This window comes from Achromobacter sp. UBA2119, assembly GCF_002331005.1.
Taxonomy (GTDB): domain Bacteria; phylum Pseudomonadota; class Gammaproteobacteria; order Burkholderiales; family Burkholderiaceae_B; genus Achromobacter; species Achromobacter animicus.
On sequence record NZ_DCYD01000012.1, the window covers coordinates 97,876 to 119,408 of the forward strand.

The following is a 21,533-nucleotide window of genomic DNA, read 5'->3' on the forward strand; positions in this document are numbered from 1 at the left end:
GGCAGATGCCTTAAACCAGATCCCGCGCGCGCGCGTCGCGCTTGCCCAGGCGCGCCAACAGATGATCGACCTCGGTCCGCGCCTGGTTGGTCAGCGCAGCACCCGGACGGCGTTGCGCCGCACTGGTCAGGATGCCCCGGCGCATCATCACGTATTTGCGCACGGCCAGGCCGACACCCGGCTGCTGTTCGTAGCGCAGCAAAGGCAGATGCGCATCGAAAAGATCATGCGCCTCTTCGGTCCTGCCCTCGCCCACCCATTTGACGAAGTCGCACAGCATGTCCGGAAAGCAGTATCCGGTGTTGGCGCCGTCGGCGCCGCGCGCCATTTCGTAGTCCAGGAACAGGCCGTTGTTGCCGCACAGGATCGAGATATGCCGCATGGCGCCTTCGGCTTCAAAGCGGCGCAGCGCCGAGATCTTCTCCAGGCCCGGCCAGTCTTCGTGCTTGAGCATGACGCACGAAGCCAGATCGGTCACGATCCGCCGGATGACCGTGGGCGCCATCTGCACCGAGAACGTCAGCGGATAGTCCTGCAGCACAAACGGAACGTCGTCGCCAATGGCCTCCACCGCCTGGTGGTAGTAGTTGACGATCTGATCGTCGGTGCGCAAGGTGTTGGGCGGCGCGATCATGACGCCGGCCGCGCCGCGGTCCATCACCTCGTGCGTGAGCGAACGCATGGAGGCGAAGCCGGGCGCCGACACGCCCACCACGATGGGAATGCCCTGCGATTTGCCGATCACCTGCGAGGCGATTTCCAGGGATTCCGCGAAGTCCAGTTTGGGCGCTTCGCCCAGTTGGCCCAATACGGTCAGGCCGGTCGAGCCGCAAGCCAGATAGAACTCCATCATGCGGTCGATCGAGGCGTGGTCGACGGAACCATCGTCAAAGAACGGCGTCGGGGCGATGGGATATACGCCTTTCGCGTCAGCAGTCAGTTTCATGGTCTGTTTCTTCAAGAAGTTGTTTGAGTCAGGCGTCAGGCCTTAGATGCTTGCGATGAGGCCGCCGTCCACCCGGATCGTCGATCCGGTGATGTAGCTGGCCCGCGCGCTGGCCAGGAACGCAACCGCATCGCCGTATTCCTGCGGGTCACCATAACGGCCCACCGGAATGGCGCTGGTGCTTTCGCGGCTGACGTCCTCTACGCTGCGCCCTTCGCGCTTGGCCCGGGCTTCGTCCAGAAAAGAGATGCGCGCCGTCGCAATGCGGCCCGGCAGCACGATGTTCGACGTGATGCCGTCCTTGCCCACTTCGCGCGCCAGCGTCTTGGACCACCCCACCAGCGACATGCGCAGCGCGTTGGAGATGCCCAGATTCGGAATCGGCGCAATCACGCCCGACGAGGTGCTGGTGATGATGCGGCCCCACTGCCGTTCCCGCATGCCCGGCAGGATGCGATCAGTCAGCTTGATGACAGACAGCACCATGCCTTCAAAATGCTCGCGCCAAAGATCGGCCTGCTGTCCGAAAGACGGCGTGGGCGGCGGGCCACCGGTGTTGTTGACCAGGATATCGACAGGACCCACATTGGCCTCGATCCACGCCACCTGGCTGTCAAAGGCGTCCAATGCACGCAGATCCCATTGCAGGGCAAAGGCAGACAGGCCCTGGGCCTTGATGCCGTCGGCGGTGGCCGTTGCGGCGTCAAGGTTCAGATCGGCGACGACCACCTTGGCGCCTTCGCGCGCCAGCGACTGTGCAATGGCGCTGCCCAGGCCACCACCGCCGCCCAATACCAGCGCCGTCTTGTCTTTGATACCCAAATCCATCTTTACCTCCGTACGAAAAAAGCGTGATCAGTCAGCGCTGAGCGCTGGCCGGCCTATCTTGACCGCGTCGCGCCACCCTGCTCCTGATGGATCGCAAGGTGCACCCTGTAGATCTCATTCTCTTGCCAAAGCGCGTTGCGGAAAAACGGAAAATTGTTGGATAGATCATTCGGTTTATGAATGATTTGGCAGTTGCAAGGTATGCGTCTCCCAGCGTGAAAACTGTCGACGCGGGCAATTCCGCTATATTGGGGCCACCATTTTCATGCACGAATTGAATGAACCCGCGCCGCCTCACCCCCTCCATGTCCCTGCTGTTGGCCTTTGAAGCCAGCGCCCGCCATCTAAGCTTTACGCGAGCGGCTACCGAGCTTGCGCTGACGCAAAGCGCCGTCAGCCGGCAGGTGCAGGCGCTGGAGGATCTGCTGGAAGTCGCGCTTTTTCGCCGGGAAAAGCGGCGGATTGTGCTGACCGAGGCGGGCACGGGATACCAGAAAGAACTGGCCGCCGCCCTGCAGCGCATCCGCAGCGCATCGCTTCAGGCCATTTCACACCGCACCGGCCGAGGCGCCTTCCACCTGGCCGCGTTGCCCACGTTTACGGCGAAGTGGCTGATGCCCAGGCTGCACCGCTTCTATGCGCGCCATCCCGGCATTCTGGTTCACCTGCATTCACGCGTGACGCGCTTCGACCTGGATCTGGCCGGCATCGACGCCGTCATTGCCGTGGGCGATGGCGACTGGCCGGGACTGGTCCCGCATCGGCTGATGAATGAACACGTCATCCCGGTCATCAGCCCCGACATCGCCGCGCGCCAGACCATCCGCAGGCCCGCAGACCTCATCCAGCACGTTCTGCTGCAAGTCGCGGCCCGGCCGGCCGTGTGGCAACGCTGGTTCGAAGCCCACGGCCTGCCCGTGCGCTCGATGCGCTGGGGCGCGCAGTTTGAACTGACCACGCACCTGATCCAGGCGGTGGCGTCGGGCTTGGGCGTGGGGCTGTTGCCGACCTTCCTGGTGGAGGATGAGTTACGGCAAGGCGTGCTGGCGCCGGCATTGGATGAGGAATTCAGCACGGGCGCGGGATACTTTTTCCTGGCGTCGCCAGACAAGTTGGCCATTCCGGCAGTGGCGGCGTTTCGGGATTGGTTGCTGGATGAGAGCGCGGGGGGTGAATTCCCGCGTTGATCTCAACCGGGCCGCATCCGTGTTCACCACTATTCAACAGTTCAACAAACGTTGTATTATCCAGCGCATGAACGAAGAACATGCCGTGCTCGCCCTCGCCGCCTTGGCCCATGCCCAACGCCTGCGCGTATTCCGCGCCCTGGTCGTCGCCGGTCAAGAAGGCCTGACCCCCAGCGTGCTTGCCGACCAACTTGCCGTGGCGCGCAACACGTTGTCATTCCATCTGAAAGAGCTGGCGCATGCGGGACTGGTCTCCATCGAACAGCAAGGCCGCAACCTGATCTACCGCGCCGACTTTTCCCGCATGAACGGCCTGCTGGGCTATTTGACCGAGCACTGCTGCGCGGGTGCGCCTTGCGCAGTCACCGATCGCGGCGCGTGCGAATCCTGCTGACCCAGCCCCCCTACCTACCGCCCTTCTCTCCTGCAGCCCATGCACTCCACCGCAACCGCCGCACGTCCGGCGCCCCAGCGCCCTTCCATGAACGTCTTCGAGCGCTATCTCACCTTGTGGGTCGTTCTCTGCATCGTCCTGGGCGTGACATTGGGCCAGGCGGCCCCCGGCGTATTCCAGGCCATCGGTCGCATGGAAGTCGCCCAGGTCAATTTGCCGGTCGGCATTCTGATCTGGGTGATGATCGTCCCGATGCTGCTCAAGGTGGACTTTGGCGCGCTGGGTCAGGTCAAGCAGCACTGGCGTGGTATCGGCGTGACGCTGTTCATCAATTGGGGAGTCAAGCCGTTCTCCATGGCCTTTCTGGGCTGGCTGTTCATCCGCCACGTTTTCGCCGCCTGGCTGCCGGCCGACCAGCTCGACAGCTACATCGCGGGTCTGATCCTGCTCGCCGCCGCCCCGTGCACGGCAATGGTGTTCGTCTGGAGCCGGCTGACGGGCGGGGACCCGGTTTTCACGCTGTCTCAGGTGGCGCTGAACGACACCATCATGGTGTTTGCCTTCGCGCCCGTAGTCGGACTGCTGCTCGGCCTGTCGGCCATCAGCGTGCCGTGGGACACGTTGCTCGTTTCCGTGGGGCTGTACATCGTGGTGCCGGTCATTTTGGCGCAGGTGTGGCGCCGCGCGTTGCTGCGGCGCAGCCAGGCGGCTTTCGATGCCGCGTTGGCGCGGATCGGTCCGTTCTCGATGGCCGCCCTGCTGCTGACGCTGGTGCTGCTGTTCGCGTTTCAGGGCGAAGCCATCATCGGGCAGCCCTTGGTGATAGCGATGTTGGCGGTGCCCATTCTGATCCAGGTGTTCTTCAATTCCGGCCTGGCGTACTGGCTCAACCGGCGCGTCGGTGAAAAGCACAGCATCGCGTGCCCGTCCGCGCTGATCGGCGCGTCCAACTTCTTCGAACTCGCGGTCGCGGCTGCGATCAGCCTGTTTGGCTTTCAGTCCGGGGCGGCGCTGGCAACGGTGGTCGGCGTGCTGATCGAAGTTCCCGTCATGCTGCTCGTCGTGCGGATCGTGAATCAGAGCAAGGGCTGGTACGAGGCCGGCGCCGCGCGCAACTGACGCTGCGATGGCCATTGGACATGCCATGAGTTCGATCACGATCAATCACAACCCTGCTTGCGGAACCTCCCGAAAAGTCCTTGCGCTCATTCGCAACAGCGGCGAAGCCCCCACCATCTTCTAGCCCGGACGATAGGCGGCGCCGCTCTCCGGTGCGCATCATTGCCAATCCTGCGCATAAATCCGCTTCCACTCCTTCTCCATATCGACGACCGTCCATCCATTGGCCCGCGCGGCGTCCAGGGCCTTGTCCAGACGGCCGACGCTCGAATCCCGGTCGTAGGCCCATTCGCGCTTGGCGTCGGTGTGGTGAACGATGCCGCCAAAGCGCTTGCCCGGCCCGGCGGTGGTCCATTGCAGCATCTGCAGGTCGCCGTCCGAGTTGCCGAAGGCCAGTATGGGACGCTTGCCGATGTGACGCTGGATGGCCACCGGTTTGCCGGGGCCGTCGTCGTTGAAGTCCAGCTTCGGCAACCGCATCAGCGCGTACCCGTTGCCGCTTGCCACGAATTCGCTGCCGAACGCCGTGCCGATGACCTGTTCCGGCGGGATGCCGTAGGCCTTCTGCGTCCAGGCTCGCATGAACTCGGTTTCGCCGCCCGACACGATGTAGGTCTTGAAGCCGCGCGCGCGCAGGTAATCCAGCAGCTCCCGCATCGGCACGTACGTCATGCTGTCGTACGGCAGTTTGGTGCGCGGATGGCGCGCGGTTTGCAGCCACTGATCGACGCGCTGCGTGTACTGCGCGACGGGCATGCCGGTGTTGGTCGCCAACACGATTTCCATCATGCCGCGCTCGCCGGACTTGGCCACCGCGGCATGATCGTTCTGCAGCACCGCCATGAACGGCTGACGCGTGGCCCAGTCCGGATGCGATGGCGCCAGCGCGTGGACCTCGTCCATCGAGAACATCACCTGGAAGTAGATCGGCTTTTCGCTCCACAGCGTGCCGTCGTTGTCGAACACGGCGATACGATCTTCCTCGGGCACGAAGTCCGGGCTGCCCGGTTCGGTGACTGCCTTCACGAACGCGACGATGGCCACACGGGATGGCCCGTCGGTCCAGGACGCCAGCTCCGCCTGCTTCTGGCGGTCGGACGCGGCGCAGCCGGCCAGCAGGTACACGATGCAGAGCCACATCCAGGCCAGCCGCCGCATGGAGCGATATTGAATCGAAGCTTGCATGACGATCTCCCGAGCGCGCGCATGGCGCGGTGGTGACATCCTTTGAACGATTTCCCCCTGTCCGCGCCCCGCACGGCGAACAGGTCAACGGCTGGCGATGCTGCCTTGAGACGCCTGCGCCGCCTTCCACTGCTGCGGCGTCATGACGGTGCGAAAACCGATATGCGACATGGGGTTGAGCGGATCCGTGCCGCGCCGCGCGCTGGCGCGGTAGCTGATGCAATACGTGTCGCTGCAAAGAAAGGATCCGCCGCGGGTCACGCGTTTGGGCGCCGACACGGGCGTGCCGCCGTCGTCGGGATCAAAGCTGTCGGCGGGTCCGGCCGGGTCCTGCGGCGGCTGGCGGTACTGCGCCTGAAACTTGAAGGCATCCGCGCGATACCCGTCCGACGTCCATTGCCCGCCGGTGGCGCGGAGACCACGACATACGCGCCGATCGCGCCTGTCGCGCCCAATATTGCCACCAACGCCAACCCGATCTTCGCGTGCTTTTTCATGCGCGTTCTCCTTGAAGAGAATCCTTACGCAATGCAGGCGTATCTTTTGATGCCGTTACAGCGCCGCAGCCCGTGAGGCCAGCTTGCGGTTGCCCTCGCTGTTGGGCTTGAGACTCATGCGTTCGGCGGTCAGCACCTTCGCGAGCGACCGCGCGCCACCCCGCAGCGCCGCCTCGACCAGCGTCAGCGCCAGCACGTCGCGTTGGGCGTGGCTGCCGCCGAACCGGTGCGCAATCAGGCGCACGTCGCGCAACAGATCCGCGGCCAATGCGTAGTCTTCGCGCGTGAAGGCCACCAGCGCGTGCGCCACCGGCAGTCCCACGTCGCGCGTCATCATCGCGTTGGTCCCGGCGCCCTGCGCGGCGGCTTCCATGGAGTCGATCAGCGACTGCGCCGCTGCCCAGTCGCCGGCGCCCAGGTAGGCCATCAGGGCATGCACATCGTTGAAGGCGTAGTAGCCCGTGCCGCCGCGCGCCTGCCAGACTTCGGCAAGCTGCCGCCACCGCCAATCGACATCGATCCCTCGCAGCAACAGGCGCCACAGCATGGCCGACGCGTCGATCAGGTCAAGCACCTGCCCGGTGGATGTTTCGCGCAGCCGGTCGTCGTACATGGCAAGCACTTCGGCGATGTCGTCGCGGTCGAGGTGTAACAGGGCCAGGTGCCACCAGTTGTGGATGGACAGCATGTTGTCACTGGCCCAGTCGTCGCGCCGGCCGTTCAGCCAGGCAATGCCCTCATCCACCCTGCCCTGCATTTCCAGCACATGAGCCACCGCGTGCACGGCCCACGGATCGCGGGGGTTCAGGTCCAGCGCGCGGCGGCCCTGGGCTTCCGCTGCGGCATAGAGATTGGTCTCTTCCAGCCCGAAGGCGTGCATGCCCAGCACGTAGCCGTAGTCGGGCATCTTGCAGTTCCACGCGGGTAGAATGCCGGCCACGCGGTCGCGCAACATGGCCGAGCGGCCAAGCAGGAAGTCGCCGATGTGGCCCACCTGCAGCGCCAGGGTGTCGTGCGGGTAATCCGCAAGGATGTCGGCGTAGCGCCGCAACGCGGTAGAGAAATTGCCGTCGAGCCAGGCGCGCGCCGCCGCCGTATGACGACGTTCCCGATCATTGGCGATATCGACGAGTGCTTCGGCAGCCTCAACGCTTTCGCGTAGCAGCGGTTCGACGCACTTGTCGCTGGCGGTAATCATCATGCCTGCGCGCAGCAGGTGGCCCATGACGAAGACGGGGTCTTCGGAAAGCGCCCCGTCGATGATGCCCAAGGGATCGCCGTAATAGCCGTGGAACAAGCTTTGCGCCTGTTCGTATGCGGCCATCGACGCCGGTTCATCGCTGGAAACGGGATTGCCCCGCACATCGCTCAGCGCCATGGTGATCTCCCAAAGGGCCGGCCCGCGACGGGCTTCGGAAATATAAGCACGGATGCCGTGCGCCGGCAAAACGCAACTGCGCTAGTGCGACTGCACCGGATTCGAGGGTATGGGCATACGCCCGCGCTCACGGCAGCCGCGGCGTCACGGGCGGGAAGACGGCGGATCAACCATGGCCTGGCGTTGGGACACCAGCAACGCGTCGCTCTGGTCGATGCGTATCGTGCCGATTCGTGGAAACTCAAAGTCGATGATGATGTACAGCGCCGCGGTCATGACCAGCGCGTAGATCAGCTCGTGCAGTAGCGTCCCCCGCTGCGTTGCGGCCAGCTTCACGCCCACCAGCCCGGCGCAGATCAGCGCAAGAAACCCCAGGAAAACGTAGGCCGCCATGGGCGGATGCACCTTCTGGGCGGCGACAAGCGCGGTCGCCGCATCGAACATGTCATTCACTGCCTGCACGTACGAGGCCGCCAGCGGCGGCGCAACATCGTCCCGCGCCGCCCCGACGGAGGCCCGCCAGATGTCCATTTGCAGCGCGCTGGCCTTGGCCGCAATCCCCGTCCGCGCATCCAGATCGGCGACATGGCGTTCATAAAGGATCCGTTGATCGACGTAGTGGCGAAATTGCGCCCGCAGCGCCGGCTGCGCAGCGGGAGGCAGCAGATCAACCCGCAGCCATGCCGTGCCGATGGCGTTGACTTCCTGGATCAAGAGATCGCGCCGGTCCGACATACGCTGCGCCGCGCCCGAGAACGTAAACGCGACCAGCAGCCCCAGCAGCGCAAACACCGATGCCTCGATCGCTGCCACCCCTGCCCCGCCGTTCTCCTCAAGTTTTCTGCCCAATCGCTTGCCCAATGCGATGGCGCCAAACAGCGCCACAAAGAACGCCGCCGCCAAGCCTGCCAGGAGAAACGAGTAGTCCATGGGAACCTCGCGTGTGCAATTCCCGGAGGAACGTGCGAGCGGTACGCTGGCGCGTCCGGAACGCATCAACGATAAGAGCAACGCGCGCGGGCTGGCAATCGCGCAAGCGCAGCCAACGCGTGATACAGCCGTGCCGGTCCGTGTTGACCAATGCGGCGCACGCATGCAAGCGCATCGGAGAATCTCGTTGACAGGCGGGAAAGGAAGATGAAAATTATTGCAGTTCAAATCCCGCGGACGATGCATGTCGGATTGCAAGTCCCGGACTCCGCGTCCCGGACTCCGCGTCCCGGATTGAACACCCCCAAGTACGTAGGCCAATGTGAACCGCACGGTTTGCAGCTTCGTGCGGTTGATTTCACTCTCACACGACGGAGTTGAAAATGGCGACCAAACGAACGCTCACTTGCGGTGCCGCAGCACTTCTCATGGCGGGAGCGGCAATCTGTGCCCCCGCCTCCGCGCAGGATCAGCGCAAACCCAACATCATCCTGCTTGTCTCCGACGACACCGGCCTCGGCGATCTCGGTCCGTATGGCGGCGGCATCGGCCGCGGCATGCCGACGCCCAACATCGACCGGCTCTCTTCCGAAGGCATGACCTTCTTCTCGTTCTACGCGCAACCCAGCTGCACCCCCGGCCGCGCAGCCATGCAGACCGGCCGCATCCCCAATCGCAGCGGCATGACCACCGTGGCCTTTCAAGGCCAGGGCGGCGGCCTGCCGGCGGCCGAATGGACACTCGGGTCGGTGCTGAAGACCGCCGGCTACAAGACGTTCTTCACGGGCAAATGACATCTGGGCGAAGCGGACTACGCCTTGCCCAATGCCCAGGGCTACGACGAGATGAAGTATGCGGGCCTCTATCACCTGAACGCCTACACCTACGCGGATCCCACGTGGTTCCCGGACATGCCCGCGGACGTGCGCGAGATGTTCCAGCGCGTCACCAAGGGCGCATTGTCCGGCAACGCCGGCGAAAAGCCGCGCGAGGAGTTCAAGATCAACGGTCAATACGTCGACACGCCCATGGTCAACGGCCGCGAAGGCGTCGTCGGCATTCCGTTCTTTGACCGGTATGTCGAAAAGGCCTCGCTGGACTATCTGGACCGCAACGCCAAGTCCGAGCAGCCGTTCTTCATGAGCATCAACTTCATGAAGGTGCACCAGCCCAACATGCCGGACCCCGACTACATCCATAAGTCCATGTCCAAGAGCAAGTACGCGGATTCGGTCGTGGAACTGGACGCACGGATCAGCCGCATCATGGACAAGATCTGCGAGCTGGGCCTGGACAAGAACACGCTGGTGTTCTACACGACGGACAATGGCGCCTGGCAGGACGTCTACCCCGATGCGGGCTACACCCCGTTGCGCGGCACAAAGGGAACGGTGCGCGAAGGCGGCAACCGGGTTCCCGCGATCGCGTGGATGCCCGGCAAGATCGCCGCGGGCGCCAAAGATCACAGCCTGGTGGGTGGCCTGGATCTGATGGCGACGTTTGCCGCGGTTGCCGGCGTGAAGCTGCCCACGAACGACCGCGAAGACAAGCCGATCATGTTCGACAGCGATGACATGTCGCCCGTCCTTTTTGGCACCGGCAAGTGCGACCGCAAGTCGTGGTTCTACTTCACCGAGAACGAGCTGTCGCCGGGCGCCGTGCGCGTCGCCAACTACAAGGCGGTGTTCAACCTGCGCGGCGACGATGGCGCGGTGACGGGCGGGCTTGCCGTGGACACGAACCTGGGCTGGAAAGGCGCGGAGTCCTATGTTGCGACGGTGCCCCAGGTGTTCGACCTGTGGGCCGACCCGCAGGAGCGTTACGACATCTTCATGAGCAACGTCACGGAGCGAACCTGGACGATGGTCATGATCAACGACGCCGTCGCGCCGCTGATGAAGACGTACATCGACTACCCGCCCCGCAAGATGCAAAGCGAAGGCTATGACGGACCGCTGAGCTTGTCCGGGTACGAGCGGTTCCAGTACATCCGCGACAGTCTGGCGAAGGACGGCTTCAAGCTTTCCCTGCCCACTGGAAACTGACGCCGGCACGCCGCGGTTCACCTGATTTGGATGAACCGCACGGACGCGGGACCCGTCCGGGCAGGCGGCTTGCTGCTACAGGCGGATGGACGCGGCAATTCCATCCCGGCAAGCTAGCCGCCTGCCAGCTTGCGACCTGGCTACAGGAGGTCCCATGTGGGAACCCAGTGAACGCTATCCCGATCCGGCCATTGAGGTACTGGATCCCCGATTCCGCAACATCCGGCTCAATAACGCGGGCATCGAACGCCTGGCGACTGGAGTCCGCTATGGCGAGGGCCCGGTCTGGTTCGGAGACGGCAGGTGCCTGATCTGGAGCGACATCCCCAACAACCGCCTCTTGAGATGGGACGAGGAAACGGGTGCGGTATCGGTGCACCGTCAGCCTTCCGGGTACACGAACGGCAACACGCGCGACCGCCAGGGCCGGCTCGTCAGTTGCGAACATGGCGAGCGGCGCGTGGTGCGGACCGAGTACGACGGCTCAGTGACGGTGCTGGCCGACCGGTTCGAGGGCAAACGCCTGAATGCGCCGAACGACGTGGTTGTGCGGCGAGATGGATCGATCTGGTTCTCCGATCCGGTGTTCGGCATTCTGAGCAACTACGAAGGCTTCAAGGCCGACCCGGAACTCCCGACGCACGTCTATCGGCTGGACCCCGGCACTGGGGAGTTGCAGGCCGTGGTCCGGGGCATCCACAATCCCAACGGTCTGTGTTTTTCGCCGGACGAACGGCTGCTGTATGTCGTGGACAACGGCTCTTCTCCTAACCGCATCCTGGTCTACGGGGTTGGAGAGGACGGCACGCTGGATGAAGGGCGCACGTTTGTGGAGGCAAGCCTTGAGGCGATCCCGGACGGCATCCGCTGCGATACCGAGGGCAATCTTTGGGCCGGCTGGGGACCGGGTCCGGAACTGAGCGGCGTGATGGTCTTTGCACCCGACGCCACGGCCATCGGCCGCATCGCCCTGCCCGACCGCTGCGCCAATCTGTGCTTTGGCGGCGCGCGGCGCAACCGGCTGTTCATGGTGACCGGACAATGCCTGTTTGCGCTGTATGTGAACGCGCAGGGCGTCCCCTACTGCTGAACCGCCCCCTACAGAAACCCGATCCAGCGCCCCGCGATCAGGCATCCCAGCCAAAGCGCCAGCGACGCACTCGCCTGCGCCCGAAGCATCCCGATTGGGCGGCCGCCGTTTTCGACGCCGGCCCATGCGCGGCCCCGGTGCACGAGCCAGGCGTTGACCGCACCGGCGGCCAGTAGCGCCATCTTCACCAGGAATGCGGGATTTTCCAGATACTCAAGCGGACGCACCGAAAACAGCAACGCGCCCGTCAGCACCGCCAATGCAAGGCCCGTTGCGGCTGTGCGCGCCAGCACCGGCGCCAGGACGGCCAGCGCGTTCGGCTTCAGGATGCCGAGCAGGCGCAGATCCAGCGGAACGATAGACCCGATCAACAGGCCGATGGCGCCAATATGCGCGGCGTTCACCAGCAGATAGACAACGCCGGACCGGCGCAACCACAGCGCCGGCGGAACGGATTCAAGGTGTTCGAGCGCAAGCCGCAGCAGTTCAGGCATCCGGCGCGGGTGCTCAGGGTTTCTTGATGCGGCTTGGGTAAATGTCGTAGATCTTTCCGCCCACGGTCACCTGGACGGCCTTCATGCGTTTAGCGGCCGCGTCCTGGTCACGGTTGCCGACGGCGGTGATCGCATCGCCGGGCTTGGCGGAACCTTCCACGAATCCGGCTTCCTTTGTCTGGCTGGGGTTGCCGAGTTCCACCGTCCACACGCCGTCCTTGGCCCGGACCTTGAGCGTGGGGTGCGGCGGGGCGATCTGCACCTGTTCGACCGTGCCCTGCAATGTCATTTGTTCGGATTCTGCCCACGACCAGCCGTGGTGCGCCATGGCCGAGGGGACGACGCCGCCGATGGCAGACAGCGCCAATGCGGCGATCAACGCGCGATGGGAAAGCTTCATGTCGATGCTCCTGAAGTGCGGTGGCTGCCGTTCGTCCGCGCGAAGGCGCAGGCGTGAGCGCGAAAAAGCAGGATAGCAGCCGACTCTTGAGACGGGTGTGAATTTATTTGACGGTCGGGAGACGATAAATCAGCGCGCGAATCCTGAGAATTCACTTCTAAGAATTTACTTTAGGTTGCGGCTGTTTAGTTCTAATTATCTGCAGATTAATCAATAGCTTACTGCCTATTAATGAGATAACGCATGAAGTTGAAATGGCGCCCCGCGCCGCTTGCATCTGCCGCGCTCACCCAGGAAAACCCTGCGGAACTTTCCCTGTTCGGTAACGGTCGCTTTATGTTCAGGAAATTGTCAGCATATGCCGACATTTGCCTTTAAGCTGTTTCCGCGCGTCCACCCCCGGGAGAATTGCATGTCATTGCTCCGCTCGCGTTTCCCCGCGAATCTGCCCTCCACTTCCACCGCGCGCCCCCCTGATCTCCCTTCTCTCCACGCCCTTTCGCTGCGTGCCGATCCATGTCCACGCCGCGTGCAACCATGAGCGCCGTTCCTGACGCCGTGAACAACCGTGCGCCCACCGGCCTGTCGGTCATGGACGCAACCATGGTGCTGGTCGGCGTCGTCATCGGCATCGGCATCTTCGGTTTCCCACCTCTTGTCGCGCAGCATGCCCATTCAGACGCCATGTATATCGGCCTGTGGTGCGCGGGGGGGCTCGTCATGCTGGTGGGCGCCCTTTGCTACGCCGAACTTGGCTCGGCGTATCCCGGCGCCGGGGGCGAATACCTGTACCTGACCCGGGCTTGGGGTGCGCGCGTTGGGCTGATGTTTGCCTGGGCGCGCTGCTCCGTCATCCAGACTGGCGCGATTGCGGTCGTGGCGTTCATTTACGGCGACTATGCCAACCGGCTGTTGCCATTGGGATCACAGGGGCCGGCTGTGCACGCGGCCATCTCGGTGGTCGTGCTGACGGGCCTGAACATGATCGGCACGCGTTATTCCAAGCGGCTGCAATGGGTCTTTACCCTGCTGACGGTGATCGCCCTTGCCGCGGTGCTGATCGCCTGCCTGACGGCTTCGGGTGGCGAGGCGCTCAAGACCCCGGACCCCGCGCCGCTGTCGGGCAACACCGCAGGCCTGCTGGGCATGGGCATGGTGTTCGTGCTGCTGACCTATGGCGGATGGAACGAAGCCGCGTACCTCAGTGGCGAACTGCGCGACCCCGGGCGGAATATGAGCCGGGTGCTGCTGATCGGCACGGCGGTCGTCACCGGCGCCTATGTGCTGACCAACATCGCCTTGCTGGAAATCTTTGGCTTGCAGGGGCTCCGCGACACGCCCGCGCTGGGCGCCGAGGTCATGCAGCTTGCGGCCGGCCCCTATGCCGCGGCACTGCTCAGCCTGACCATCTGCGCCACGGCGCTCAGCACCATCAACGGCACCATCATCACCGGCGCGCGGGTTTATTACGCGCTGGGCCGGGACGTGCCGCGGCTGCAGGCGCTGGCCGGCTGGAGCGACCGCAACGAAACGCCGGTCAGCGCGTTGGTGGCCCAGGGACTGATCACGCTGGCGCTGGTGGCGCTGGGCGCCTTCAGCCAGAACAGCGTGCAAACGATGGTGGCGTACACCGCGCCCGTGTTCTGGCTGTTCATGATGCTGGTGGCAGCGTCCGTCTGGCGCCTGCGCCGCCTGGATCCCGATCGCCCCCGGCCCTTCCGCGTGCCGCTCTTTCCGCTGCCTCCCCTGCTGCTGGCGCTGACCTGCGCCGGGCTGGTGGTTTCCAGCGCCATGTATGCCGGCGCCGGCGCCCTGATCGGGCTGGCCGTGCTGGCAGCCGGCGTGCCGCTCATGCGACTGCTCAAGCCCGCCCAGGCCATCGGCTAACTGGTTCTTCCCTCTCCTCTTCGTCCAAGGAACCCTCACCATGCAACGCTCCAACGTACGCTTCAACGCATCTTCCAAGTCCGCGGTTCAGACGTTCACGCCGCGCCTGCGTCTCGCAATGCTGGCCTCGGCAATGGCGTTCGCGCTCGTGGGCGCTAGCGCCGCCATGGCGCAGACCGCCGCGGCGCCCGCCAAGGCCGGGGAACAAAAGGCCTATGTGCCCGACGTCGGCCAGGAAGGCAAGGACGTCATCTGGGTCCCGACGCCGCAAAGTCTCGTGGACAAGATGCTCGACATGGCCAAGGTCACGCCCAAGGACCGGCTGATGGACCTGGGATCGGGCGATGGCCGCACGGTCATCACGGCCGCGCAGCGCGGCCTGACCGCGCAAGGCATCGAGTACAACCCCGACCTGGTCGAGCTGTCGCGCCAGAACGCCAAGCGCGCCGGCGTGGCCGACCGGGCCACCTTTGTGGCGCAGGATCTCTTCACCACAGACCTGTCGCAGGCGGATGTGATCACGATGTTCCTGCTGTCGACCATCAACGAGAAGCTGCGGCCAAAGCTGCTGGAACTGCCGGCCGGCACCCGCGTCGTGTCCAATACGTTCCGCATGGGCGACTGGGAGCCGGACGCCTCCGAGACCGTCACCGAGAACTGCCAGACCTATTGCACGGCGCTGTTGTGGATCGTGCCGGCCAAGGTTCAAGGCAAATGGGATCTGGGCGGCCAGACGCTGCAGCTGGATCAGCACTATCAGGTGCTGTCCGGCAAGCTGGGATCCGTGCCGATCTCGGACGCCCGCCTGGACGGCACGTCGATCACTTTCACCGCCGACGGCGTGCGTTATGCGGGCGTGGTGAACGGCCGCACCATGAGCGGCACCGCCGCCGGCAAGGGCAACTGGCAGGCCAAGCGGAGCTGATCTTCGTGCGTTGGACGTGGCGCGCGGCGCGGCCTTGTGTGGCCGCGTCGCGTTGACCGTCCCCGGCGTCATGCAATAGCATCTGTTGCATGAGAAGAGACAGCAAGCTTTCCGGCGTCCTGCACGTTCTGCTGCATATGGCCGAACACCCCGGTCCCATGACCTCCGACGACCTGGGCCGCGTCATGCAGACCAACCCCGTGGTGATCCGCCGCATCATGGCCGGCCTGCGAGAGCAGGGTCTGGTCCGCTCCGAAAAAGGCCACGGCGGCGGATGGACGATTTCCTGTGACTTCAACGCAGTGACGCTGCGCGATATCTACGACGCCCTGGGCGCACCGGAGATCTTTGCGATGGGCAATCGCAGCGAGTCGCCGGGATGCCTGGTGGAAGAGGCGGTGAATGCGTCGCTGGACGACGCGTTTGAAGAGGCCCAGCGGCTGCTTCTGGATCGGCTCGGCAAAGTCACGCTGGCCGCCCTGAGCCGCGATTTTCACGCGCGCATGGTGGAACGCGGGCAAGCATTTGATCCGCAGGCCATCCACGAGGGGTGATCGCCCCCTACTTCCACGGCTGACGCCACGCCATCAACGACGCTTCGACGTGAGCAATTTCGGCCTGCGACATCCCGGCTTCTTCGTAAAATCGCTGGCGCTCCCGCACCACGTCCAGGACGCGGTCGATGATCGATCTGGCGGCAGCTTCCGACCGGAGTCCGAAACGCCGGTACTCGGTCAGGCAATTGGCAAAGGTGCTGTCACGGCCCTCAGCGCCGATATGCAGGTAATGCCGCGCCGACCCTTCCTGGGTCACCACATCAAACAGCGGCGACATCCGGTAGGTGTGCGCGCCTTCGTCCTTCAGGAAGCCGACGTTCTTCAGGTGATCGTCCGTGTTGTGAACGGCCACGTTCAGGACCATCCGAGCATACAGCTCCAGCAGATCCTGCACGGGGTTCGACGAGATGCGGCGCGCCACGTCGGCCAGCCGCGCGTAGGAATACGTGGCCTTACCGCGCGGCCCGTCCAGCTCGCGCTTGCCGATGTGGACCGACGGGCTGATCAGGGAAGCGCCACTCAGGAAGTGCCGCCGCGCAATGACTGGATCCGCCCCTTGCTGGACCGGCAATAGCTCGCGGTCGAACCGGTGCGTCAGCAGCACCGCGCCAAGATGGGTCTGCGCCAGGCGGATCTCGGGCACGTTCAGCCCGATGGCGCGGGCCATCTGCAGGTTGGCGTACTCCACGCGCTGGCGGTCGTAGGACTCGCCCTTGCGGGGAAACTTCGCGATCCACATCTCGCCTTCTGCATCCCGGACGATCGTTTTGGGACGCGCGCCGCCGATATCCCACGAACTACCCAGGATGTCGCGATACAGCCCCTTGGGCTTGATGCCCTGGTCGATGTCGGTCAGCAGGTCCGCCAGGGATTCGAGCTGGCTGACTTCGGGCAGCCGGTAGGTCTTGCGCATGTTGGGCGTCAACTGGCGGGCGCTGAAAAAAAGCGCTCCCACGCCCATGCCGCGGCCCTTGAGCAGGACTTCGTTTTCGGTCACCCGGGCGCCCGCATTGTCCACGCGCATCACATTGCGGCCCCAGGCATCCGGCGCGGCATCGAAAATGGCGCCCAGTGTTTGATAGCGGCTTTCGGTGCGGAATGTGGTCGTCGAATCGGTGAGGGGCAGATTGAGCGGGTCCAACGAAAACGCGCGCGGATCGTTCACGTAGGACTGCACATACGTGAACTCGGCAAAAAAATGGTTCTCGTCGGTGTCGTCCAGGGTCAGGATTCCGGCCAACACGGCCTCGCCCCGGATATCCACGTAGACGAAAAGCTCGCTTTCGACGGTTTTATGCTTTTTGGCTGGCACGATGGCGACCGCCGCGTTACAGGCTGGAAGGATCGGCGCGATGCGAATGCTGCGCCTTGCCGCTGCCCCGGGCGGGCCGGCGCATGGCATCCAGCCGCTTGCCGACGCCATCGAGGTCAGGATCACCCAGCGCGAACAACTGGTCGCCAAAGCCGTATTGCAGCAACGCTTCAAATGCCAGCGCCAGGGAGACGCCGCCATCGCCGCGCTCAAGCCGGTTGATGGTCGCTCGCGAAACCCCCATTCGGCTGGCCAGCATCGCTTCTGTTTCGTTGCGGCGCAAGCGCGCGGTGCGGATGCGCGCACCTAGACGAGCCAAAGCTTCGGCCGCCTCGAAACCGGGTTCGATCTTCTTTTTCATGACGCAATAATAGTGCTTTAAACGCGTTAATGCACTATTAATAAGTCAAACTCCCCACGCAGGGAAATCGCTTTTATAGTGCACAAACGCAACTAATGCGCCATTAATGAGGCAAACCCCTGCCCCGCAGCGCATTCCTCACCGCGTCACGGCCTGATCCAGCCGCAACGCCGCCCGCCCGGTGTCCAGCGTGACGCGCGCGCCCAACGGCAGGGTCAGATTGGGTTCGCCGTGTCCGCTGGGCCAACCGGCCAGGACCGGGATGCCGCGCGCGGCAAACTGTTCGGTCACCAGCGGATACAGCAGGCTTTGCGCCTGCGCATCCTCCAGATTCGTGCCGATGATGCGGGTGAAATTGCCCACGATCACGCCCTTCAGACCGTCAAACTTGCCTGCGGCGGCCAATTGACTCAATAGCCGGTCCACGCGAGGCAGCGCCTCGTTGACGTCTTCAAAAAACAGAATGGCGTCGCGGGTATCGATCTCGTGCCGGGAGCCGATCAATGCGGCGATGAGCGCCAGGTTTCCGCCGACCAGTCGTCCGCTTGCCGTGCCCGCAACCAGTTCCACCGCCCGTGTATCCGGGGGAGGCTGAATCCAGGCGCCCTGCCCGATCTGCCCGCCCAGCATGGCCAGCAGATGGGATTCAGTGGGCTCGCGCTTGCCCGCGACCAGATCCTGCGCCAGCATCGGCCCGTGAAACGTCACAAAACCGGCGTGGCGCTGCATGGCCAGATGCAGGGCCGTGATGTCGCTGTAGCCGATGAAGGGCTTGGGATGTTGGCGAAGCAACGCGAAATCCAGCTTGTCCAACAGCCGCCATGAGCCGAAACCGCCCTGCAGGCACCACACCGCGCCGATATCCGGCGCGGCAAACGCGGCATGCAAGTCGTCCAGGCGCTGGGCGTCGGTACCGGCCAGGTATTCATAGGGGGCGTCGAGCCGCGTGCGCGATGCCGGCATGACCACCGGCACGAAGCCCCGGTCTTCCAGCCATTCCGCGGCAAGATCGCTGGCGTTTGGCGCCGCGGACGCAGGCGCCACGATCGCGACCTTCGCGCCGGGCCGCAGGACAGGCACAGGGGCGGCCGCCGGTTTCGCGTGAGAAGGCGGCGGCGCGGTGTCGCGCCGTGCGGCGGCATTCTGGGCAGACTGGGATGCGGCATTCGGCGCACCTTCCCGCCCGCCTGCGCAACCTGCCAGGCCGAAGCCGGCCAGGCAAAGCGCGCCGGCATTGAACAACATCCGCCGACGTCCGGCGTCCGGGGAGCCGCCATCAACGCGCGGCGTAGGCTGCGGATGCGCCGCGAACACAGAATCGGCAATCTGGGAGCTGGTTGGTCCGCCCATCAGAATCGCTCGTAGTCCAGCCGGTAGCGCCATTGTCCCGCGGCAAGGCCTGCCATCGGCAAACGCCCGATCCGCAGACGCCGCAACGCCAGCAAGCGCAAGCCCGCCGCATCGCACAACGTTTCAATGAACCCCGGCGGGGGCGACTTCAGCGCAAAGCGAAGGTGGTTTTCGTTCTGCCAGCTGACCTTCATCGGCGTGGCGGCGCGGCCTTCATAGGCCATGCCGCGCTGCATGCGGGCCAGGTCCGCTTCGCTGAGCTTGCCTTCGACATGCGCGATATATTCCTGCTCCACGTGCCGGCCCTCCTCCACCAGCTTGCGGGCCACGGCGTACTCCTGGGAATAGACGACCAGGCCGCTCGCAGCGCGCTCCAGCGGCGTCACCAGCTTGAGCCCATTGAACATACGTTTCAGGTAACGCTGGCCCGACCGGTCCCCCGGCATCAGGTTCTCGGGCAGGATGAGGTCGCGCGCCGAGCCGGGCTGGTCGTCGGCATACATGCCGGCCGGCTTGTGGACCAGCACGGTGACCGGACGGCCTTCTTCGAGCCGTGCGCCGGGCAGCAAGCTCACAACCTGAGAGGGCGCGACTCGCAACCCCGGCTCTTCCTGCACTTTGCCGTCGACGGTTACCCAACCGCCTTCGATGTAGCGCTCGGCATCGCCGCGCGAACACGGCAGCTCGGCCGCCAGGCGCTTGGCCAGGCGATCGGTGTTGCTTGCGGCAGCTTGTGCGGAGGGGTTGGAGCGATCGCGGCGTTCGGGGGTATTGCGCACGGGCCGGGCGGCGGCGCCCTTCGCGCTGGCTTTGGGGCCGCCCGCTTGCGATGTAGCGCCATAGCGATCACCACGCTTGCGGTCATCGGGCTTGCGGTCATCGGGCTTGCGTTCACCGGGCTTGCGGTCGCTTCCAGCGCGTCCGCTGCTTTGGCGTTCGGTGGCTTTCGGCCCGCCACTTTTCACTCCGGTGGCTCGACGTGCTGTTCCCTTGGATTCAATGGCCTTGCGCTCAAACGCCTCAGGCTTCCCGGCGTTGGATCCGCCCGGGCTTTGGCCTGCCGGGGCACGATGGAATGGTTTGCTCGTCGCAGCGGACTCGTCCGATCTCGCCGGACGTGCACTGCGGTTTGCCGCGCTGCGCTTGGCGGGACGGGAGGTCAGCGTGAGCGTGCCGGGCTTGGTGGGCCGCATCGTGTTGCTCATCGTCCCCCCTCCTGATGCAGCGGATTGAAACGGTGAAGGAAAAGGTCAGGTACGCCTGCAGGCGCCAGGAGAAAAAGCATTGTCATCGGTGTTGCCGGGTATTGCGAAAAGCGGGCCACATGGCCCGCACCTTGAGACGGATGTTACGCCCTTTTCTGCCGCGGTCCGTCGGGCGGGTCCACGTTCAAGGCGGCTTCGTCCGGGAAGACGTCTGCGGGCGGCGGCACTTCATCGATCCACGCCTTGAGCAGCGTCGACGTCACCGCCAGAATCACCGGACCAATGAACAATCCGACGATGCCGAAGGCGAACATGCCGCCCAACACGCCGGAAAGTATCAGCAGCATCGACAGGTTCACCCCGCGCTTGATCAGCAGTGGCCGCAGCAGGTTGTCCAGCGTTCCCACCACAATGGCCCAGACCAGCAGCACGGCCGCCGCCAGCTTCATATCGTTCTGGAACAGCCAGGCGACCCCGCCCAGCATGGGCAGAAACGGGCCGAGCTGCGCCAGGCACAGCATCACCATGAGCGCGGTCAGAATCCCCGCCGCCGGCACGCCCGCAATCCAAAGCCCGATACCGCCCAGCGCCGATTGCACCACGGCGGTCACAACGATGCCTAGCGCCACCGCGCGGATCGCAGACGCGGCCAGCCTGATCGCGGCAACGCCGCGCTGGCCCGCAAGCCGGTTGGCAAAGCGCCGCGCAAAATCGGCCGCAATGTCGCCTTTGCTGTAGAGGATGCCAGCGATGATCACGGTGATCAGCATATGCATCACGAACACGCCGACGATGGCGGCGTGACCGAGCAGCCAGTGCGCGGCGGTGGTCAGGTACGGTTCAATCCGCGCCAGCAACCCGCCAGCGCCCGCGTCCGACAACGTCTGCCACTCCTGGGCGATGCGGGGGCCGGCCAGCGGAATGCTGCCGATCCACGCCGGCGACGCCAGCAGTGCATAGTCGGGCAGGCTCTTTACCGCCGCCATGATGGCGCCGCCGTGCAGCGCCAGCGTGGAGATCGCCTGATACAACGGCAGCACGATCACGAACAGCAGGATGAGCAGCATTGCCACGGTGGCCAGCCAGCGCCGCCCGCCGCAGTGCCGCTGAATCGAGAGCAACACCGGCCAGGTGGCGACCACGATGGTCGTGGCCCAGATCAGCCCGGGCAGAAAGGGACGCAGGACATACAGGCTGCCGATCATCAAGGCCAAGAGCATGACGATCACAAGCAGAACCCGGGCTATGTCGACGGACTGGCGTGGTATCACCCGCGGCTCCTGGCGGGGCTTTCGCCCCAGGTTGCGGTGGATGCGGACTGGCGGCGCCCGCCCTGCCAGCCATCGCGATCAATCGAATGTATCCGAAATCCGCGCGAAGCTGAATGGGAACGTTACTTGCTCGGCTTGCCGCTGCGGCCGGCCGGGTTCGCCGGTCCGGGGC

General features: G+C 64.6%; 22 protein-coding genes and 2 pseudogenes. 11 read left to right on the top strand and 13 right to left on the bottom strand.

All coding sequences use genetic code 11. The features are described from left to right. Positions 1 to 10 precede the first annotated feature (10 nt). Both B3098_RS11670 and B3098_RS11675 read right to left on the bottom strand, forming a co-directional pair. Positions 11 to 946 (bottom strand): dihydrodipicolinate synthase family protein, encoded by a 936-nt coding sequence (locus B3098_RS11670; RefSeq protein ID WP_286896265.1) that lies wholly within the window; start codon positions 944 to 946, stop codon positions 11 to 13. 42 nt (positions 947 to 988) lie between these two features. Continuing rightward, positions 989 to 1,774, bottom strand: coding sequence for an SDR family oxidoreductase (locus B3098_RS11675; protein WP_286896267.1), 786 nt, complete (start codon positions 1,772 to 1,774; stop codon positions 989 to 991). A gap of 278 nt (positions 1,775 to 2,052) precedes the next feature. On the opposite strand from B3098_RS11675, the gene B3098_RS11680 reads away from it, so the two are divergent. From B3098_RS11680 to B3098_RS11695, 4 genes and pseudogenes are all read left to right on the top strand, one after another. Next, positions 2,053 to 2,961, top strand: a complete 909-nt coding sequence (locus B3098_RS11680; RefSeq protein ID WP_286896269.1) for a LysR substrate-binding domain-containing protein — start codon at positions 2,053 to 2,055, stop codon at positions 2,959 to 2,961. 67 nt (positions 2,962 to 3,028) lie between these two features. Beyond that, positions 3,029 to 3,355 (top strand): ArsR/SmtB family transcription factor, encoded by a 327-nt coding sequence (locus B3098_RS11685; RefSeq protein ID WP_175136491.1) that lies wholly within the window; start codon positions 3,029 to 3,031, stop codon positions 3,353 to 3,355. 39 nt (positions 3,356 to 3,394) lie between these two features. Continuing rightward, positions 3,395 to 4,474, top strand: coding sequence for an ACR3 family arsenite efflux transporter (arsB, locus tag B3098_RS11690; RefSeq protein WP_286896270.1), 1,080 nt, complete (start codon positions 3,395 to 3,397; stop codon positions 4,472 to 4,474). 25 nt (positions 4,475 to 4,499) lie between these two features. Next, positions 4,500 to 4,592 (top strand): annotated as a pseudogene (locus tag B3098_RS11695) (arsenate reductase); the annotation flags it as partial. A 41-nt stretch (positions 4,593 to 4,633) separates the two neighbouring features. Here the strand turns inward: B3098_RS11695 and B3098_RS11700 are convergent. From B3098_RS11700 to B3098_RS11715, 4 genes and pseudogenes are all read right to left on the bottom strand, one after another. Then, positions 4,634 to 5,632, bottom strand: a complete 999-nt coding sequence (locus B3098_RS11700; protein ID WP_286896481.1) for an HAD family hydrolase — start codon at positions 5,630 to 5,632, stop codon at positions 4,634 to 4,636. A gap of 111 nt (positions 5,633 to 5,743) precedes the next feature. Beyond that, positions 5,744 to 6,058: pseudogene (locus B3098_RS11705) on the bottom strand (SUMF1/EgtB/PvdO family nonheme iron enzyme); the annotation flags it as partial. 153 nt (positions 6,059 to 6,211) lie between these two features. Beyond that, complete coding sequence (locus tag B3098_RS11710; protein WP_286896272.1) at positions 6,212 to 7,534, bottom strand: tetratricopeptide repeat protein; 1,323 nt, start codon at positions 7,532 to 7,534, stop codon at positions 6,212 to 6,214. A gap of 144 nt (positions 7,535 to 7,678) precedes the next feature. Beyond that, on the bottom strand, positions 7,679 to 8,722 hold the full coding sequence (locus B3098_RS11715; protein WP_349677744.1) for a hypothetical protein: 1,044 nt from the start codon (positions 8,720 to 8,722) through the stop codon (positions 7,679 to 7,681). A 125-nt stretch (positions 8,723 to 8,847) separates the two neighbouring features. On the opposite strand from B3098_RS11715, the gene B3098_RS11720 reads away from it, so the two are divergent. The 3 genes from B3098_RS11720 to B3098_RS11730 all read left to right on the top strand — a co-directional run bounded on the left by B3098_RS11720 (position 8,848) and on the right by B3098_RS11730 (position 11,599). Continuing rightward, the gene (locus tag B3098_RS11720; RefSeq protein ID WP_286896274.1) at positions 8,848 to 9,258 is read left to right on the top strand and encodes a sulfatase-like hydrolase/transferase; all 411 of its coding nucleotides are present in this window, start codon (positions 8,848 to 8,850) and stop codon (positions 9,256 to 9,258) included. Positions 9,259 to 9,282: 24 nt separating this feature from the next. Then, positions 9,283 to 10,509, top strand: a complete 1,227-nt coding sequence (locus B3098_RS11725; RefSeq protein ID WP_286896275.1) for a sulfatase-like hydrolase/transferase — start codon at positions 9,283 to 9,285, stop codon at positions 10,507 to 10,509. Positions 10,510 to 10,663: 154 nt separating this feature from the next. Then, positions 10,664 to 11,599, top strand: coding sequence for an SMP-30/gluconolactonase/LRE family protein (locus tag B3098_RS11730; protein WP_175136495.1), 936 nt, complete (start codon positions 10,664 to 10,666; stop codon positions 11,597 to 11,599). Positions 11,600 to 11,607: 8 nt separating this feature from the next. Here the strand turns inward: B3098_RS11730 and B3098_RS11735 are convergent, their stop codons facing one another. Together B3098_RS11735 and B3098_RS11740 are read right to left on the bottom strand one after the other, a co-directional pair. Next, the gene (locus B3098_RS11735; protein ID WP_286896276.1) at positions 11,608 to 12,093 is read right to left on the bottom strand and encodes a DUF6644 family protein; all 486 of its coding nucleotides are present in this window, start codon (positions 12,091 to 12,093) and stop codon (positions 11,608 to 11,610) included. A gap of 13 nt (positions 12,094 to 12,106) precedes the next feature. Beyond that, complete coding sequence (locus B3098_RS11740) at positions 12,107 to 12,493, bottom strand: DUF6152 family protein (RefSeq protein WP_286896279.1); 387 nt, start codon at positions 12,491 to 12,493, stop codon at positions 12,107 to 12,109. A 243-nt stretch (positions 12,494 to 12,736) separates the two neighbouring features. On the opposite strand from B3098_RS11740, the gene B3098_RS11745 reads away from it, so the two are divergent. The 4 genes from B3098_RS11745 to B3098_RS11760 all read left to right on the top strand — a co-directional run bounded on the left by B3098_RS11745 (position 12,737) and on the right by B3098_RS11760 (position 15,859). Then, positions 12,737 to 12,871, top strand: a complete 135-nt coding sequence (locus B3098_RS11745) for a hypothetical protein (protein WP_286896281.1) — start codon at positions 12,737 to 12,739, stop codon at positions 12,869 to 12,871. Positions 12,872 to 13,030: 159 nt separating this feature from the next. Next, positions 13,031 to 14,380, top strand: a complete 1,350-nt coding sequence (locus tag B3098_RS11750; protein WP_175121528.1) for an APC family permease — start codon at positions 13,031 to 13,033, stop codon at positions 14,378 to 14,380. A 40-nt stretch (positions 14,381 to 14,420) separates the two neighbouring features. Then, positions 14,421 to 15,305: an SAM-dependent methyltransferase gene (locus B3098_RS11755; protein WP_286896285.1), complete on the top strand. Its 885-nt coding sequence runs from the start codon at positions 14,421 to 14,423 to the stop codon at positions 15,303 to 15,305. Positions 15,306 to 15,394: 89 nt separating this feature from the next. After that, positions 15,395 to 15,859 (top strand): Rrf2 family transcriptional regulator, encoded by a 465-nt coding sequence (locus tag B3098_RS11760; RefSeq protein WP_286896287.1) that lies wholly within the window; start codon positions 15,395 to 15,397, stop codon positions 15,857 to 15,859. A gap of 7 nt (positions 15,860 to 15,866) precedes the next feature. On the opposite strand, the gene B3098_RS11765 is transcribed toward B3098_RS11760, so the two are convergent. The 5 genes from B3098_RS11765 to ydiK all read right to left on the bottom strand — a co-directional run bounded on the left by B3098_RS11765 (position 15,867) and on the right by ydiK (position 21,310). Further along, positions 15,867 to 17,174, bottom strand: coding sequence for a type II toxin-antitoxin system HipA family toxin (locus tag B3098_RS11765; RefSeq protein WP_286896289.1), 1,308 nt, complete (start codon positions 17,172 to 17,174; stop codon positions 15,867 to 15,869). Between the two features lie 16 nt (positions 17,175 to 17,190). Beyond that, the gene (locus tag B3098_RS11770; protein WP_286896292.1) at positions 17,191 to 17,535 is read right to left on the bottom strand and encodes a helix-turn-helix transcriptional regulator; all 345 of its coding nucleotides are present in this window, start codon (positions 17,533 to 17,535) and stop codon (positions 17,191 to 17,193) included. A gap of 138 nt (positions 17,536 to 17,673) precedes the next feature. Beyond that, entirely contained in the window at positions 17,674 to 18,615 is a 942-nt protein-coding gene (locus B3098_RS11775) for a S66 peptidase family protein (protein ID WP_286896295.1), read from the bottom strand. A 269-nt stretch (positions 18,616 to 18,884) separates the two neighbouring features. Continuing rightward, positions 18,885 to 19,592: an RNA pseudouridine synthase gene (locus B3098_RS11780; protein ID WP_286896484.1), complete on the bottom strand. Its 708-nt coding sequence runs from the start codon at positions 19,590 to 19,592 to the stop codon at positions 18,885 to 18,887. A gap of 641 nt (positions 19,593 to 20,233) precedes the next feature. Further along, complete coding sequence (gene ydiK, locus B3098_RS11785; RefSeq protein WP_414631271.1) at positions 20,234 to 21,310, bottom strand: AI-2E family transporter YdiK; 1,077 nt, start codon at positions 21,308 to 21,310, stop codon at positions 20,234 to 20,236. Positions 21,311 to 21,533 lie beyond the last annotated feature (223 nt).